General features: G+C 71.2%; 11 protein-coding genes. 4 read left to right on the top strand and 7 right to left on the bottom strand.

Going from position 1 to position 15287, the window contains the following annotated elements:
- Positions 1-370 precede the first annotated feature (370 nt).
- A complete protein-coding gene (locus ASF58_RS05265) occupies positions 371-943 on the bottom strand; it encodes a TetR/AcrR family transcriptional regulator (protein ID WP_055948107.1) in 573 nt (190 codons plus the stop codon).
- Positions 944-1188: 245 nt separating this feature from the next.
- Between ASF58_RS05265 and ASF58_RS05270 the strand changes: the two genes are divergently transcribed.
- The 3 genes from ASF58_RS05270 to ASF58_RS05280 are packed head-to-tail and all read left to right on the top strand — an operon-like array spanning position 1189 to position 6583.
- Entirely contained in the window at positions 1189-2292 is a 1104-nt protein-coding gene (locus tag ASF58_RS05270) for an efflux RND transporter periplasmic adaptor subunit (RefSeq protein WP_244477187.1), read from the top strand.
- Complete coding sequence (locus tag ASF58_RS05275) at positions 2289-3410, top strand: efflux RND transporter periplasmic adaptor subunit (RefSeq protein WP_055948110.1); 1122 nt, start codon at positions 2289-2291, stop codon at positions 3408-3410. Before ASF58_RS05270 ends, ASF58_RS05275 begins: the two co-directional genes overlap by 4 nt.
- Before the next feature lie 59 nt (positions 3411-3469).
- Complete coding sequence (locus ASF58_RS05280; protein ID WP_055948113.1) at positions 3470-6583, top strand: efflux RND transporter permease subunit; 3114 nt, start codon at positions 3470-3472, stop codon at positions 6581-6583.
- Between the two features lie 27 nt (positions 6584-6610).
- Here the strand turns inward: ASF58_RS05280 and tsaA are convergent, their stop codons facing one another.
- Together tsaA and ASF58_RS05290 are read right to left on the bottom strand one after the other, a co-directional pair.
- A complete protein-coding gene (tsaA, locus tag ASF58_RS05285; protein WP_055948116.1) occupies positions 6611-7108 on the bottom strand; it encodes a tRNA (N6-threonylcarbamoyladenosine(37)-N6)-methyltransferase TrmO in 498 nt (165 codons plus the stop codon).
- A gap of 122 nt (positions 7109-7230) precedes the next feature.
- Positions 7231-9606: an EAL domain-containing protein gene (locus ASF58_RS05290; protein WP_055948119.1), complete on the bottom strand. Its 2376-nt coding sequence runs from the start codon at positions 9604-9606 to the stop codon at positions 7231-7233.
- Between the two features lie 280 nt (positions 9607-9886).
- On the opposite strand from ASF58_RS05290, the gene ASF58_RS05295 reads away from it, so the two are divergent.
- Positions 9887-11356: an AMP nucleosidase gene (locus ASF58_RS05295; protein ID WP_210166873.1), complete on the top strand. Its 1470-nt coding sequence runs from the start codon at positions 9887-9889 to the stop codon at positions 11354-11356.
- Between the two features lie 40 nt (positions 11357-11396).
- On the opposite strand, the gene ASF58_RS05300 is transcribed toward ASF58_RS05295, so the two are convergent.
- Genes ASF58_RS05300 through ASF58_RS05315 form a run of 4 tightly spaced genes read right to left on the bottom strand, consistent with a single transcriptional unit; the run spans position 11397 to position 15283 of the window.
- Positions 11397-12689, bottom strand: a complete 1293-nt coding sequence (locus ASF58_RS05300; protein ID WP_055948125.1) for an ATP-binding protein — start codon at positions 12687-12689, stop codon at positions 11397-11399.
- A gap of 28 nt (positions 12690-12717) precedes the next feature.
- Positions 12718-13761, bottom strand: a complete 1044-nt coding sequence (locus ASF58_RS05305) for a lysylphosphatidylglycerol synthase domain-containing protein (protein ID WP_055948127.1) — start codon at positions 13759-13761, stop codon at positions 12718-12720.
- Positions 13762-13818: 57 nt separating this feature from the next.
- The gene (locus ASF58_RS05310) at positions 13819-14529 is read right to left on the bottom strand and encodes a uracil-DNA glycosylase (RefSeq protein ID WP_082512827.1); all 711 of its coding nucleotides are present in this window, start codon (positions 14527-14529) and stop codon (positions 13819-13821) included.
- Positions 14519-15283 carry a PIG-L family deacetylase gene (locus tag ASF58_RS05315; protein WP_055948130.1) on the bottom strand — a complete coding sequence of 255 codons (765 nt, stop codon included), beginning with the start codon at positions 15281-15283 and terminating at the stop codon, positions 14519-14521. Before ASF58_RS05315 ends, ASF58_RS05310 begins: the two co-directional genes overlap by 11 nt.
- Between the last annotated feature and the right edge of the window lie 4 nt (positions 15284-15287).

Raw genomic sequence — 15287 nt, forward strand, 5'->3', positions numbered from 1 at the left:
GCCTTGCCTCGGAAGCCGGCCTCTCGGAAGTTCGGGCATGCGACGGGGTCGTTCCGGATGGCATCCGCAAGACATAGCGCTGCCGCGCCGGGTCGTACAGCGATCATCCATCGCCGAACAGAACAGATCCCGGGAATCCCAACTAGATCCTGCCGGTCAGACTTTTGCCCGGCCGGGCCCCGCGAGGGTTGAGCGGGGGCTGGAAAGTATCGGCCGGGAAGCCGGCCGGTGAATTTTCGTTGACCATCTTGGTCATCACAGCGTGCCCAGGGCCCCGCGGCGAAACTCGTCTGCATCAATACGCGGCGGTGGCCTGTGTCGGCTTTCGCTCATCAGTGTCCGAAAGCGGACGCGCGGGTCGCTTGCGACCTCAGGCCCGGACCGGCTTCGGCAGGCTCTGGGCCGTGTTCTCCATGGCGTCGAACAGCTTTTCCAGCTCCGCGCCCTCGAGGCAGTGGAAGCCCAGGGTCCGGGTGAGCAGCAGCCCCAGGGTGGCGAAGGTCAGCATCGCTCCGGCGCCCGGGCAGCAGGCCACGTCCTCCATCTGGGCGAGGCGCTGCTTCAGGAAGGCGTTGAAGCCCGCGAAGGCCTCGGGGTTTTCCGCCGAGGCCAGCAGGAGCGCGCGGGGAAACCCGTCCTCGTCGGCATAGACCTGACGCGCATGCGCGATCAGGGCGAGGGGGAGGGCGGCCGGGCCCGGACCCTGCTCCGCCTCGTGGGCCGCCACGCTCTCGCGGATCTCCCGCAGCTTGCGCTCGGCCAGCGCCGAGATCAGCGCGTCCTTCGAGGCGTAGTGATGCAGCACGCCACCCTTGCTGAGCGAGGCCTCGGCCGCCACCGCATCGATGGTGAGCGTCCGGGTGCCCATGCGCCGGATCAGGCGTTCGGCGGCATCCAGGATGACCACCGGTCTGTCTTCGCGGCGGGTGCGCGCCTTCATCATCGACAATCCGGCCGGTTCACCGGCGGTTTCGAGGGCGGGAGATCCGTTGCCAGGGCCGGCGAGGCGATCGGAAACGTCAACGGGATACCGGGGAACGACGGCGCCGGGAAGATGGTTCGCCGAAAAAAGAAACCGTCTGGACGGTCGGTAACGGAGCCGATATGGGTGACGCCGGGATGGGGCCTTTCGAGTTCGAGGACGCGATGGTGGGTAGGCTGACCGTGTGGCCGCGCAGGTGCGGGGGCGTGGCCCTCGTGCTCGCGGCCTGTGCCGCCACGCTGCTGCCGGCCCGGGGCGCCGAGGCGGCCGCGGAGACGGAGAAGGGGACGGCCAAGCCGGCGAGTCCCGCCGTGGCCGTCGTGCGCACGGCGGTGGCGCGCGCCACCACGATCGCCTCCGACCTGATCTTCACCGGGGATATCCAGGCCCAGTCCCAGGTCAACGTGGCCTTCCGAACCAACGGCAAGATCGCGCAGCGGCTGGTGGAGGTCGGCGACCACGTCACCGCCGATCAGGTGCTGGCCAAGCTCGATCCTCAGGAGCAGCGCGCCAACCTCAACAACGCCCAGGCCGCGCTCACCTCCGCGGAGGCGCTCCTGACCCAGGCCAAGCTGAACTTCAAGCGCCAGGAGCAGCTCCTCGCCAGCGGCTACACCACCCGCCCGAGCTACGACGATGCCGAGCAGCAGCTGCGCACCACGCAGGCCTCGGTGGATTCCGCCAAGGCCGCCCTCGGCAGCGCCGAGGAGCAGTACTCCTACACGGACCTGAAGGCCGGCGTGGACGGCATGGTCCTGAGCCGGACCTTCGAGGTCGGCCAGGTGGTGCAGACCGGCCAGACCGTCCTGGCGATGGCCCAGGACGGTCCCCGCGACGCGGTCTTCAACATCTTCGAGGCGGTGCTGGCCGCGCCCCCCGAGAGCAAGACCGTGGAGGTGACGCTGCAGGCCGACCCGCGGGTCAAGGCGGTCGGCCGGGTGCGCGAGATCTCGCCCAGCGTCGATGCGGCCTCCGGCACGGTCCGGGTCAAGGTCGGGCTCGACGAGACGCCCAAGGCCATGACGCTCGGCGCCGTCGTGATCGGCACCGGCAAGTTCCGGCCGCGCCAGGCAATCGTGCTGCCCTGGTCGGCCCTCTACCGCTGGGAGAACAGCCCGGCGGTCTGGGTCCGCGATCCCCGCAACAGCACCGTCGCGCCCCGCCGCGTCGTGATCGAGCGCTACGGGCCCAACACCATCGCGCTGAAGGGCGGGGTCGAGCCCGGCGAGGAGGTCGTCATCGCGGGAATCCAGCTCCTGCGCCCGGGCCAGACCGTCGCCGTCGCGCAGACCCTGGAGGCGGCGCGATGATCCGCCCATCCCTGCTTCGCCCATTCCTCCTCGCTCCAGCCCTGCTTCGCCCGGCCCTGCGCGCCCTGGCGCTCGCCCTTCCCCTCGGGGCCTGCCAGGCCGCCGAGGAGACGGCGTCGCCGCCGCCGGTGCGGCCGGTGCTGTACCGGGTCGTGAAACCGGTCGCGGCCCAGGTCTTCGGCCCCTTCGCCGGGGTCGTGGCCCCGCGCTACCAGTCGGAGATCGGCTTCCAGATCGCCGGCCGGATGATCGCCCGCGACGTCACGGTGGGCGACATCGTCCACAAGGGCCAGCGCATCGCGGCCCTCGATCCCGTGGTGACGCGCTTCGCCCTGACCCGTGCCGAGGCGGACCTCGCCGACGCCAGGGCGCAGGCCGAGAACGCCAGCGCCACGGAAGCGCGGCGCCGGCGCCTGCTGGCCGGCGGCAACGTCACCCAGGCGCAGCTCGACACCGCCGTGGCGAGCCGGGACACGGCCCAGGCCCGCGTCTCCCAGGCGGAGGCGAACCTGCAGCGGGCGCGCGACCAGATGGGCTATACCGAGCTGCACGCGGATTTCGACGGCGTCGTCACGGTGCGCAGCGCCGAGGTCGGACAGGTCCTCAGCGCCGGACAGGCGGTGGCGACCCTGGCCCGCCCCGAGGAGCGCGAGGCCGTGGTGGACATTCCCGAGGAGCTCGTCGGGACGATGCCCACGGACGCCGAGTTCACCGTGGCGCTCCAGAGCGCGCCGGACGTGACGGCGACGGCGCGGGTGCGCGAGATCGCGCCCTTCGCCGACCAGACCACGCGGACCCGGCGCATCCGCATGACCCTGATCAAGCCCTCCGAGGCCTTCCGCCTCGGCTCGACCCTCACCGTCACCCTGGCGCGGGCCGAGGCCCCCCACGTGGACCTGCCCGCCACCGCGGTGCTGACGGAGGACGGCCGCGATGCGGTCTGGATCGTCGCGCCGGACGGGAAGAGCGTGCGCAAGCGGCCCGTCACCGTGACCCGCCGCGACCCGGAGCGCATCAGCATCGGCACGGGCCTGAATGCCGGAGACCGGGTGGTCCTGGCCGGGGTCCACTCGCTCCAGGAGGGACAGGCCGTGCGCCTGCCCGACCAGGCGCCCTGATCCTCGGCGCCGCCGCCATCCATCATCAGCCGCCACCCCGGTGAGGCGAGAGCAAACCCGTGAAGACCTTCAATCTCTCCGAATGGGCCTTGGAGCATCGCTCCTTCGTCTGGTTCCTGATGCTGATCTCGGTGGTGGCCGGGTTCCTGGCCTACGAGCGCCTCGGCCGCGAGGAAGACCCGCCCTTCGCGATCAAGACCATGATCGTGCAGGCGCGCTGGCCGGGCGCCACCATCAGCGACACCCTCGATCAGGTCACCGAGCGGATCGAGAAGGAGGTGCAGCAGATCGATGCCGTCGATTTCAGCCGCAGCTACACCACGCCGGGCCAGGCCACGGTGTTCGTGCAGCTGCGCGAGACGACGCCGCCGAAAACCATTCCGGCGATCTTCTACCAGGTCCGCAAGCGCATCGGCGACATCCAGGGCACCTTCCCGCAGGGCATCCAGGGTCCGTTCTTCAACGACGAGTTCGGTGACGTGTTCGGCAACGTCTACGCCTTCACGGCCGACGGCGTGACCCCGCGGCAGCTGCGCGACTACGTCGAGCGCGTGCGCGCCGAGGTGAAGAAGGTGCCGAGCGCCGGCAAGATGCAGCTCCTCGGGGCGCAGGACGAGGTCATCTACCTCGACTTCTCGACCCGCAAGCTCGCGGGTCTCGGCCTCGACACCAACTCGGTGATCCGCACCCTGCAGTCGCAGAACGCCATCGCGCCCTCGGGCGTGATCCAGGCGGGCCCCGAGCGGGTGTCCGTCCGGGTCGGCGGCCAGTTCGTCAACGAGGAGAGCCTGCGCGCCGTGAACCTGCGGGTGAACGACCGCTTCTTCCGCCTCTCGGACGTCGCCGAGATCTCCCGCGGCTTCACCGACCCGCCGACCGACCTGTTCCGATTCAACGGCCAGCCGGCCATCGGCCTCGCCATCGCGATGCAGCCCTCGGGCAACCTGCTCACCTTCGGCCACGACCTGAAGGAGCGCATGCGCAAGCTGGAAGGCGAACTGCCGGTGGGCGTCGGCATCCACCTCGTCTCGGACCAGCCCAAGATCGTCGAGGAGGCGGTGGGCGGCTTCACCAAGGCGCTCGTCGAGGCCGTGGTGATCGTGCTGGCGGTGAGCTTCATCTCGCTCGGCTGGCGCGCCGGCCTCGTGGTCTCGCTGTCGATCCCGCTGGTGCTCGCCATCGTGTTCGTGATCATGCAGATCATGGGCGTCACGCTCCAGCGCATCTCGCTCGGCGCCCTCATCATCGCGCTCGGCCTGCTCGTCGACGACGCGATGATCACGGTGGAGATGATGGTCGCGCGCCTGGAGGTCGGCGACAGCCTGAAGAAGGCCGCCACCTTCGCCTATACCTCCACCGCCTTCCCGATGCTCACCGGCACCCTGGTGACCGTGGCGGGCTTCCTGCCCATCGGCTTCAACGGCTCGTCGGCGGGCGAGTACACCTACTCGCTCTTCGTCGTCATCGCCGCCTCGCTCCTCGTCTCCTGGGTGGTGGCGGTCCTGTTCGCGCCCCTCATCGGCGTGAAGCTCCTGCCCAAGCAGATGAAGCACAAGGACCATGACGCCCCGAGCCGGTCCATGCGGATCTTCACCGGCCTGCTCCTCGGCGCCATGCGCTGGCGCTGGACCACCGTGATCGTCTGCGTCGGCATGCTCGGCGCCTCGATCGTCGGCATGGGCTTCGTGCAGCAGCAGTTCTTCCCGGCCTCCGACCGGCCCGAGCTCCTCGTCGACATGACGCTGCCGCAGAATGCCAGCATCGCCGAGACCAAGGGGCAGATGGACCGCTTCGAGGCGACCCTGGTGGGCGACCCCGAGATCGTGCGCTGGTCGTCCTATGTCGGCCAGGGCGCGGTGCGCTTCTACCTGCCCCTCGACCAGCAGCTCGGCAACGCCTTCTTCGGCCAGATCGTCATCGAGACGAAGTCGATCGAGGCGCGCGAGCGCATGAAGCTGAAGCTCGACGCGCTCGCGCGCGACAAGTTCGTCGGCACCGACTTCCTCATCCACTCCCTCGACCTCGGCCCCCCGGTCGGGCGGCCGGTGCAGTACCGTCTCAGCGGGCCCGACCTGCAGACCCTGCGGGCCTACGCGCTCACCCTCGGCAACATCGTCGGCGCCAACCCGCATCTCGACGTGCCGACCTTCGACTGGAACGAGCCCGGCAAGGTGCTCAAGGTCGACATCATCCAGGACAAGGCGCGCCAGCTCGGCGTCACCTCGGAGGACATCGCCGGGCTCCTCAACGGCATCGTCGGCGGCCGGTCGATCACTCAGGTCCGCGACTCGATCTACCTCGTCAATGTGGTCGCCCGGGCGCAGGCCGTGGAGCGCAATTCCCTCGACACCCTGCAGAGCCTGCAGGTGCCGCTGGCCAACGGCAGCGTGGTGCCGCTCCTGGCCTTCGCCACCATCGGGTACGAGCTGGAGCAGCCCATCGTCTGGCGCCGCGACCGCCTGCCGACCATCACGGTGCGGGCCTCGATCTCGGACGACACCCAGCCGGCCACGGTGGTGAGCCAGCTCGACCCGCAGATCAGCGCGTTCCGGACGAGCCTGCCGGACGGCTACGTGCTGGCGGTGGGCGGCGCCGTGGAGGAGAGCGCCAAGGGCCAGGGCCCGATCGCGGCCGTGGCGCCGGTGATGCTCCTCACCATGGCGATGTTCCTGATGATCCAGCTCCAGAGCTTCCAGAAGCTCTTCCTGGTGGCCAGCGTGGCGCCCCTCGGGCTGATCGGCGTCGCGATCGCGCTGCTGACCTTCAACAAGCCGATGGGCTTCGTGGCGATCCTGGGCGTCCTGGCCCTGATCGGCATCATCGTGCGCAACTCGGTGATCCTGGTCACCCAGATCGACGAGTACGAGCGCGACGGGCTTCCCCCGTGGGATGCGGTGGTGGACGCCACCTGCCACCGCATGCGCCCGATCCTCCTCACGGCCGCCGCCGCCAGCCTCGGCCTCATCCCCATCGCCCGCGAGGTGTTCTGGGGACCGATGGCCTACGCCATGATCGGCGGCATCCTGGCGGCGACCTTCCTGACGCTGTTCTTCCTGCCCGCCCTCTACGTCGGCTGGTACCGGATCAAGGCGCCGCCGAAGGGCGCCCCGCGCAAGATCCACGGCGCGGACGGGCGGGTCCACGGCGCCGAGGCGCCGACACCCGCGGGTTGATCCGCGGATCCACGGCCGGGCGCCGCGTCAGCGCGGCGTCGTCCCGGCCCGCTCCACCGTGGCGCCGGGGCGCGCATCCGTCGTCGCGAAGTAGGGCTTGATGTCGAGGAGCGGGGTGCCGTCGCGGCAATCGAGGCCGCGCACCCGCAGGGTCGCCCCGTCCCGTTCCAGGAGCTCGACCACCGACAGGGCGATGGGGTTGGGGCGCACCGGCGAGCGCAGGGAAAAAGTGCCCCGGCTGCCCTCGGCGTGGCGGGGGCGCTGCAGCGCCAGGTCCCGGGCGGCCTCGTCCATCCAGTAGAGGACGATGAGGTGGCTCGCGCCCTCGACGTTCTGGAGGGCCTCGGCAAAGGGCGCATCGACGGTGAGCGTGCAGACCGCGTCGGTCTTCAGCCCGTTCTTCGGGCACGCGCCGCGGGTCGCCCAGGGCGTGCGGACGCGGCCGATGAAGTAGAGCCCGGCGTCGAAGGTTTCGGGCAGCGGGATCGCCACCTCGCCGGGACGATGTCCGGTCTCGTCGTTCATGCGCGGCGCCTCTCCTCCGGCGCGGGCCGAGCCGCCGGGCCTCTCGTTTCGGGCAAGTCCCGCTTGGCAGCAAGTCCCGCTTGGCAGCAAGTCCCGCTTGGCAGCAAGCGGGTCGGCGCCGGTCAGGCTGCGACCGGCGACCGTTGCCGCGCGCCGCGGGTCTGCTGCTCGAAGCCGCTGATCGGGCCCGGTCGGCCGATGAAGTAGCCCTGCGCGGCGTGGCACTTCTCGGCGACGAGGAAGCCGAGCTCCTCGGCGGTCTCGACCCCTTCGGCGATGACCGGCAGGCCGAGTCCGGCACCGAGCCCGAGCACCGAGCGCACGATGGCGGCCGCCTGCGGGTTCGAATCCACGGCCGCGATGAACGAGCCGTCGATCTTGATGGTGTCGAAGGGGAACAGCCGCAGGTTCGAAAGGGACGAGTAGCCGGTGCCGAAATCGTCCATGGCGAGGCGCAGGCCCAGCGCCTTCAGCTGGCGCAGGTTGGTCAGGGCCCTGTCGGGATCGCGGATCAGGGCCGTCTCGGTGATCTCGAGTTCGAGGCGCCCCGGATCGAGGCCGGTCTCGGCCAGGATCGCCCGGACCGCCGGCGCGAAGCCGGAATCATGGACCTGGATGCCCGAGACGTTGACCGCGACGGACAGGGGCACCTCCCAGCGCGCGGCTTCCCGGCAGGCCTCCCGCAGCACCCAGGCGCCGATCTCCCGGATCAGCCCGCTCTCCTCCGCGATGGGGATGAAGACGGCCGGCGAGACCAGCCCGCGCCCGGGCAGGTGCCAGCGCAGCAGGACCTCGAAGCCGATCACGGCCCGCGAGCGGGTTTCGATCTGCGGCTGGTAGACCAGGCGCAGCTGGTCCTCCGCTAGGGCGCGGCGCAGCTGCTTCTCGAGGACTCGGCGCTCGCGGACATCCTGTCCCATCGACGCCTCGAAGAAGCGGTAGTTTCCCCGGCCCTCGGCCTTGCCCAGAAGCAGCGCCGTATCGGCGGCGTTGACGAGGTCGTTGCGGTCGCGCGCGTCGTCCGGGAACACCGCGATGCCGATGGTGGCGGCCGGCACGGGTTCGCCCTGGGGGGCCCCTTCGGCCGCGGCCTGGAGGGTGGTCCGGATGGCCTCGGCGAGGCGGCCGGCCGCCACCGCGTGGGTGCAGGGCGTCAGCACGGCGAACTCGTCGCCGCCGATCCGCGCCATCGTCTGGGTCTCGTCGAGGAGGCCGCCGATGAGGTGGGCGACCCGCACGAGCGTGGCGTCCCCGATCGGGTTTCCGAAGAGGTCGTTGATCTCCTTGAACCCGTCGAGGTTGATGTGGAGGAGCGCTAGGTGCCCGCTCCCCACCTGCCGGATGTCCCGATCCAGGCAGTCCTGGAAATGCCGGCGATTGGGCAGTCCGGTGAGGAGATCGTGCCCGACCAGGAAGCGGATCTGGCGCTCGGCCCGCCGCCGCGTCGTGAGGTCCCGCACCGCCAGGGCGACGTGCGGCGTCCGCCCGTAGGCGACCGGGCGCATGATGAGCTCGACCGGGAGGTCGGACCCGTCGAGCCGGTACAGGGTCCCCTCGACCACGTCGTTGGGGTTGTCGGCGAGGCCGGTGCGGGTCGCGCTGTCGGGAACGAACTGCGCCAGGGGCAACCCGGCCAGGGCCTTCGCCTCGGCGCCGGCCAGATCCGCGAAGCTGTCGTTGGCGCTGACGATGACCCCGTCCTGGCAGATCACCAGGCCCTCGACGGCCGCGTTGGCGAGGCTGAGGAGGCGCCCGCGATAGACCTCGCGCTGGCGGTCCCGCAGGTCGAGCACCAGGGTGGTGCAGGCCATGATCAGGATCGTCAGGCTCGCCAGCCCGACCGGCAGGGCGAGCCAGAGCGCCGGGACCGTCTCCTCGGGGACGATCACCGAGGGGTCCGGCACCATCGACAGGGCCATCATGCCGAGGGTGTGGTGGCTGCCGATCGCGCCCGCCAGGAGGGCGGCCCCGACGACCCGGCCCCGTGCCCGCCGGCTGCTCAGCCCGATCCACAGGGCCGCCATCGCGAGCCCGACGCCCACCGCGACCGAGAGCGCCACCAGGGCCGGGTTCCAGACCAGGCGCCCGGCCACCTGATAGGCGGCCATCCCGGTGTAATGCATCGCGGCGATGCCGAGGCCCACGACGGCTCCTCCGGCCAGGGCGGCGCTGCGGGCGCGCCAGAACACCGCAATCGCCAGGCCGAGCCCGCTCACCACGATGGCGAACACCAGCGAGAGCACCGTCAGCCCGACCGCATAGGCCGGGATCAGGCCCGGATCGGTGGCCAGCATGCCGAGGAAATGCGTCGCCCAGATCCCCGAGCCACCGGCGACGGCCGCCACCGCGACCCATCCGTTGCGCCAGCCGACCCGGGTCTGCTTCGCATGGTGCAGAAGCGCGATCGTAGACGTCGACGCCAGGGCGCAAATGATCGCCGCGAGCGTCAGCAGCCACGGATCGTGTTCGATAATGAAGCAACCGATGACTGTGAGCATCGACGCCCTGTTCCCCCTGTCGTCGCCGCTTATGCCAGTCCGTGGATCCAATCTTCGTCTCTTCGAGGCAAAGCGGATACATCGCATATGTTAAGGGAATCGGAGCCGTAACGAAATGGTTGTATCGGAACCGAAGGGCAATTTGGAATCGCCCGGGTCGCGATCGCGTTGGAAAAATCCCTGGCCCGCCCCGCGTTCGCCTCCCGGGTTCGCCGGGTGTAAGACCCTGGGGACCGAGCGCCTGGCAGGAGTCACCGTGATCCGCGACGAGTTGCGACCGATGGAGTCCGTCTCCGATCCCGAGACGGCGGTGGACCGCCTGGCGTCCCTCCATGCGGGAGCGATCGAGGCGCTGCGTTCGGCCCTCGCGCGCTACCTCGACGGCGGGCCGCCGCCGGACGCGACGGAGCGGCTGCAGTTCCGCTATCCGGAGCTGCGTCTCACCTACCAGCCGACCGGGCCGATGCCGCAGGTCTCCCGCGCCACGGCCAAGCTGCAGGCACCGGGCACCTACGCCACCACGGTGACCCAGCCGGACCATTTTCGCGGCTACCTGCTGGAGCAGTTGCGGCCCCTGGTGCGGGACTACGCCGTCACCCTCGAGGTCGGCCTCAGCGCCCAGGAGATCCCCTATCCCTACGTGATCGAGCCGGGAGCCGATCTCGGGCGCGGCGGCGTCACCCCGCGGGACCTCGCCACCTACTTCCCGGTGCCGCTGCTCTCGGTGGTGGGCGACGAGATCGCGGACGGGCTCTGGCACGACCTGCCGGACGCGCCGCGCCCGCTCGCGCTCTTCGACGCGATCCGGACCGACTACTCGCTCCGGCGCCTGGTGCACTACACCGGCAGTGACTGGGGCGACGTGCAGCCCTGGATCCTGCTGACCAACTACCACCGCTACGTCGACGGCTTCATCCGTCACGGCCTGGAGCGCCTCGCGCGCGGCGACGACGGGTTCGAGCGCATGATCCTGCCGGGTGGCGTCAGCGTCTCGCGGGCGGAGGCCGCCACCGTCGATCCGGCGGCGCTGATCGCCGCCTCGCCCTGGCACAAGTACCAGATGCCGGCCTACCACCTCGTGGCGCGGGGCCCCGACGGCAGCCAGCAGGGCACCACCCTGGTGAATATCGGCGTCGGCCCGTCCAACGCGAAGACGATCACCGACCACCTCGCGGTGCTGCGCCCGCATTGCTGGCTGATGGTCGGGCATTGCGGCGGCCTGCGCCAGTCGCAGACCATCGGCGACTACGTCCTCGCCCACGGCTACCTGCGCCGCGACCGCATCCTCGACGAGCTGGTGCCGCCCGACGTGCCGGTGCCGGCGCTGGCCGAGGTGCAGCTCGCCCTGCAGGCCGCCGCCGCCCACGTCACCGGCGAGAAGAGCGAGGCCCTGAAGCGCCGGCTCCGGACCGGGACGGTCGTCACCTACGATGACCGCAACTGGGAGCTCCGCTTCAGCCAGGAGCGGCGGCGCATCAACCTCTCCCGCGCCATCGGGGTCGACATGGAGAGCGGCACCATCGCGGCCCAGGGCTATCGCCTCAGGGTTCCCTACGGCACCCTGCTCTGCGTCTCCGACAAGCCGCTCCACGGCGAGATCAAGCTGCCGGGCGCCGCCAACGCCTTCTACGAGCGCGCGGTGGCCGAGCACCTGCTGATCGGGCTAGCCGCCCTCGACAACCTGCGGGCCGAGCGCCACGGCCTGCATTCGCGTAAGCTGCGCAGCTTCGACGAGCCGCCGTTCCGCTAGGCTGCCGGTCTCAGGCCGCCATCCTGCCAGACGGACGGCCTTACGCCGGCTCGGCCAGGACGTCCGGGGTCTCGGCAGCCTCGTATGCCGGGAAGATCGCCCGCACGGTGGTGCCCTCGTCGGGCACGCTCTCGATCAGCAGGCGGCCCCGGTGCCGGTTGACGATGTGCTTGACGATGGCGAGGCCGAGGCCGGTCCCGCCCTGGTCGCGGCTCGAGGCGACGTCGACCCGGTAGAACCGTTCGGTCAGGCGCGGGATATGCTCGGCGGCGATCCCCGGCCCGTAGTCGCGCACGGCGAGCTCGACGCTCGTCCGCCCGCTGGCGGCATCGGTCTGGCGCCGGAGCGCGACCTCGACGCGCCCCCCGCTGCCGCCGTACTTCACCGCGTTCTCGATCAGGTTCTCGACCACCCGCAGCAACTCGTCACGCTCGCCCAGGATGGGGAAGGCGCCCTCGACGGCGGCGCTCAGCATCACGCCGCGGTCGCGGGCCAGCGGCCCCTGCGTATCCACCATCTGCCGGGCGATCCGGGTCAGGTCGACGGGGCGCGTCGGCGGGACATGTTCGCGCAGCTCGATCCGCGAGAGCGACAGGAGGTCGTCGACGAGGCGCGCCATCCGCTGCGCCTGGGTCTTCATGATGCCGAGGAAGCGCTCGCGCGCCGGCGGGTCGTTGCGGGCCGGGCCCTGCAGAGTCTCGATGAAGCCGAGGAGCGAGGCCAGCGGCGTGCGCAGCTCGTGGCTCGCATTGGCGACGAAGTCGACCCGCATCGCCTCCAGGCGCCGGGCCGAGGTGAGGTCGCGCAGGAACAGCACCACGTTGGGCTGGCCTCCCAAGACCCCCCCCACGACCCCGTCCGGCATCGGCAGGGCGCCGATCTGAACCTCGAAGGCGCGCTCGGTGGGGACGCGCGTGGCGTAGAGGGTCTTGAGCGAGGCGCCGGTGCGCAGGACCTCCTCGATCCCGTCGAGGACGTCGGGGGCGCGCAGGGCGAAGGAGAGCGGGTGCCGCAGCTTCAGGGCCGGCAGCAGGGCCCGGGCGGCGGGATTGACCTCGATCACCACCGCGCGCCGGTCCACCAGGATGACGGGATCGGGAATGTTGGCGAGGAGCGCCTCCGCCACCGAATGGCGGCTGGTTCCGGGGCTCTCGGGCATCCGCACGACGCGGGCCCGCCCGAGGCTGCCGATGACGCCCCCGAGGCAGAGCACGACCAGGGAGGCCGCGATCATCGGCGCGTCGAGGGTCCCCCGTCCGGCCGCGAACACCCCGAGCCCCACCGTCGCGATGGCGGCGGCGGTCCAGGACGATCGGCGCGCGCCCCGTGCCATGCGGACTCTCCCGGCTCAGCCCCGCGCCTCAGGCCCTGGCGGCCCGGGTGCGCTTGACGATCTCGTAGACGGTCAACATGGCCAGCGCGATGACGAAGGGCACGAGGTAGTAGCAGACCCGGAACAGCAGCAGCGATCCGAGCACCTGGTCGCGGGGCAGGCTCGACAGGGCGAGGAGGATCGTCGCCTCGAACACCCCGATGCCGCCCGGCGCGTTCGAGGCGATGCCCAGCATGGCCGCCAGGACGTAGATCGCCACGAAGGTGGTGAAGCCGATGGACGTGCCCGCCGGCAGGAGCACGTAGAGCGTCGCGGCCGCCGCGCAGACGTCGCCGATGCCCACCACCATCTGGCTCAGGGAGACCGAGGCGCCCGGCAGCTCGAGCCGCCAGCTCTTCACCCGCACGTGCCGGCGCTTGAGGGAAACCCAGAGCAGGTAGGCCACCACGGCGAGGAGGGCGCCGAAGCCCACCCCCTGGTTCAGTGCGATGCTGGTGAAGGTGAGAGCGGCGAGCTGGCCGGCCTCGACGATCAGGCTCAAGCCCAGGACGACGCCCATCCCGAGCCAGAAGGTGAAGCCGGCGATGACCGTCAGGGCGGCGATCTTGGCCGCCCCCAGGCCCTTGCTCGAATAGATCCAGTAGCGGATCGTCCCCGCCGTCAGGAGCGGAAAGCCGAGGGTGAAGCTGACGGCGTAGCTCGTGAACGAGGCCAGGGCCGTCGTTCGGTACGGCACCTTCAGCTTCAGCTGCCGCAGCGCCAGGGCGTCGTAGCAGGTGAGAAAGAGGTAGCTGACGCCGACGAACAGGAAGGCGAAGCCGAGCTGTTCCGCCGAAGCACCCGTGAAGGCCGCGTGCATCTCGGCCCAGGTCACCGTCTCGACGAGCTTCCACAGGACGAAGAGCGAGCCCGCCAGGATGGCGAGGCTGGCAATGGTGCCGAGCCAGGCATAGCGACCGCACATGCCGGATTTCACCGGCGCCGCCTCGGCCTCCGTCGCGTCGATCGGGGCCGCCTCGGGCGCGAGCGCCTCGGCCGTCTCGACCTGCTTCTGCTGTCCTGCAAAATTCATCGTGTCGGCGTCCGCCTCCGCTGGGCTCCCCGCGCACGGCCGCATCGGCGGCATGGGTCAACCCGAGCTTGTGCCGGACCACGGCCCGTCGCCCGCATTTAGGGGCATCGGCCGGCAATTGCCAGCGAGAGAGGCGCAATGCCCACCGGCGATGCACGCCTGCGCCTCGCTCAGGCCCGCCCGGATGCGCGCGGCGACGCTGGGGGCGGTGCAGACATAGGTCGGGCTCGGATGGGGGATCGGGATCAGCGTCAGGTCCGGGCGCAGGGCTTCGAGCTCCGGCCGCGCGAAGCCCGCGACCCGCCCGGAGAGCACGACGACGCCGAGCCGCGGCAGGCAGGCGAGGAGGGGCGCCAGGCAGGGCAGGGCCTGCCGCACCTCGGACCGGCGCGGTGCGCGGTTCAGGGCCCCAGGGGGGTGGATCACCCACGGAATCGTGTTCCAGATCAGGGTGTCGCGGCGGGCGATCCCGGCCTCCGCCAGGAAGCGGAACAGGTTGGCGGCGGTGCCGGTCGGGTTGTCCCGCGAGACGAAGCCGGTGCCGCGGATGCTCGGACCGGGCGTCTCCAGGAGCAGGAGCAGGCGGGCCGCGACGCCGCCGTCGAGGGGATCGGGATCGGGGACTTCGGCGCCCTGTGCCGCGGCGATCTGCCGGCCGAGGGCGCGGATCGGGGCGATGTGGGGGCTGGCCAGCAGGGACTTGCGCGCGGCCAGGGCGACGGGGTCGCGCAGGCTCTTCGGTTCGGCGGGCGGCGCCTCAGCCGACATCGGCGACGAGGCGCCTCAGGCTCTCGGGCAGGGCGCCCTGCCGGCGGAAGCGCTCGCGACCGTCCTCCTGCGCCAGGCGCCGGACCAGGCCCTCGGGGCCGCCGAACTGGAAGCCGAGCTGCGTCGCGTAGGCGGCGCAGGCCTCGGCCTTGGCGCCGCGGCCTTCGGCTCCGCAGCGGATCTCGGCCTCCGGGAGGTGGGCGAAGCGCGCCCGCAGGGGCTCCTTCGGGGTCTGGTCGCGCACCGTGTAGGGGAAATCGCGCCACCACAGGATCGGTGCCGCGGGCTCGGCCGCATCGAGGGCGCGCACCACCTGGACGTGGTCGACATGGCCGCCGATGGCCTGGGGCGCCAGGATCAGGGTGGGCGTCGTCTCGGCCAGGAGCGCCCGGAACGCGCCGGTCAGGTCCGGCACGATCCCGTCATCCGCCCGCACGTCCTGGAACAGCGCGGGGGCGGAGGCGTAGCCGCGATGGGGCGCCTCGCGGAAGGGCAGGTGGCGCGGACGCGCCAGCCCGAGGGCCCGGATCGCCGCCGCATCCTCGGCCCGGCGCAGGTCCATGTAGTCGACCTCCGGCCCGAGCCCCTTGTCGGTCTGGCAGGCGAGGGCGAACCCCGTCGGGTCCGCCACCGAGGCGGTGAACACCGTCACGGTCACCACGTCCCAGCCCGCCGCACCGAGCGCGTGCAGGAGGCCGCCGCAGGAGAAGGCGGCGTCGTCGAGATGGGGCGACAGGGCGAGGGCGGTGGGCATCGGC

Origin of the sequence: Methylobacterium sp. Leaf125, from assembly GCF_001423085.1 — a bacterium.
In the GTDB taxonomy this organism is placed as follows: Bacteria; Pseudomonadota; Alphaproteobacteria; order Rhizobiales; family Beijerinckiaceae; genus Methylobacterium.

Bases quoted from the DNA above. Each gene is read 5' to 3' on its own strand.
- ASF58_RS05265 (WP_055948107.1), bottom strand. From the start codon at position 943: ATGATGAAGGCGCGCACCCGCCGCGAAGACAGACCGGTGGTCATCCTG.
- ASF58_RS05275 (WP_055948110.1), top strand. From the start codon at position 2,289: ATGATCCGCCCATCCCTGCTTCGCCCATTCCTCCTCGCTCCAGCCCTG.
- tsaA (WP_055948116.1), bottom strand. From the start codon at position 7,108: ATGAACGACGAGACCGGACATCGTCCCGGCGAGGTGGCGATCCCGCTG.
- ASF58_RS05290 (WP_055948119.1), bottom strand. From the start codon at position 9,606: ATGCTCACAGTCATCGGTTGCTTCATTATCGAACACGATCCGTGGCTG.
- ASF58_RS05295 (WP_210166873.1), top strand. From the start codon at position 9,887: ATGGAGTCCGTCTCCGATCCCGAGACGGCGGTGGACCGCCTGGCGTCC.
- ASF58_RS05300 (WP_055948125.1), bottom strand. From the start codon at position 12,689: ATGGCACGGGGCGCGCGCCGATCGTCCTGGACCGCCGCCGCCATCGCG.
- ASF58_RS05305 (WP_055948127.1), bottom strand. From the start codon at position 13,761: ATGAATTTTGCAGGACAGCAGAAGCAGGTCGAGACGGCCGAGGCGCTC.
- ASF58_RS05310 (WP_082512827.1), bottom strand. From the start codon at position 14,529: ATGTCGGCTGAGGCGCCGCCCGCCGAACCGAAGAGCCTGCGCGACCCC.
- ASF58_RS05315 (WP_055948130.1), bottom strand. From the start codon at position 15,283: ATGCCCACCGCCCTCGCCCTGTCGCCCCATCTCGACGACGCCGCCTTC.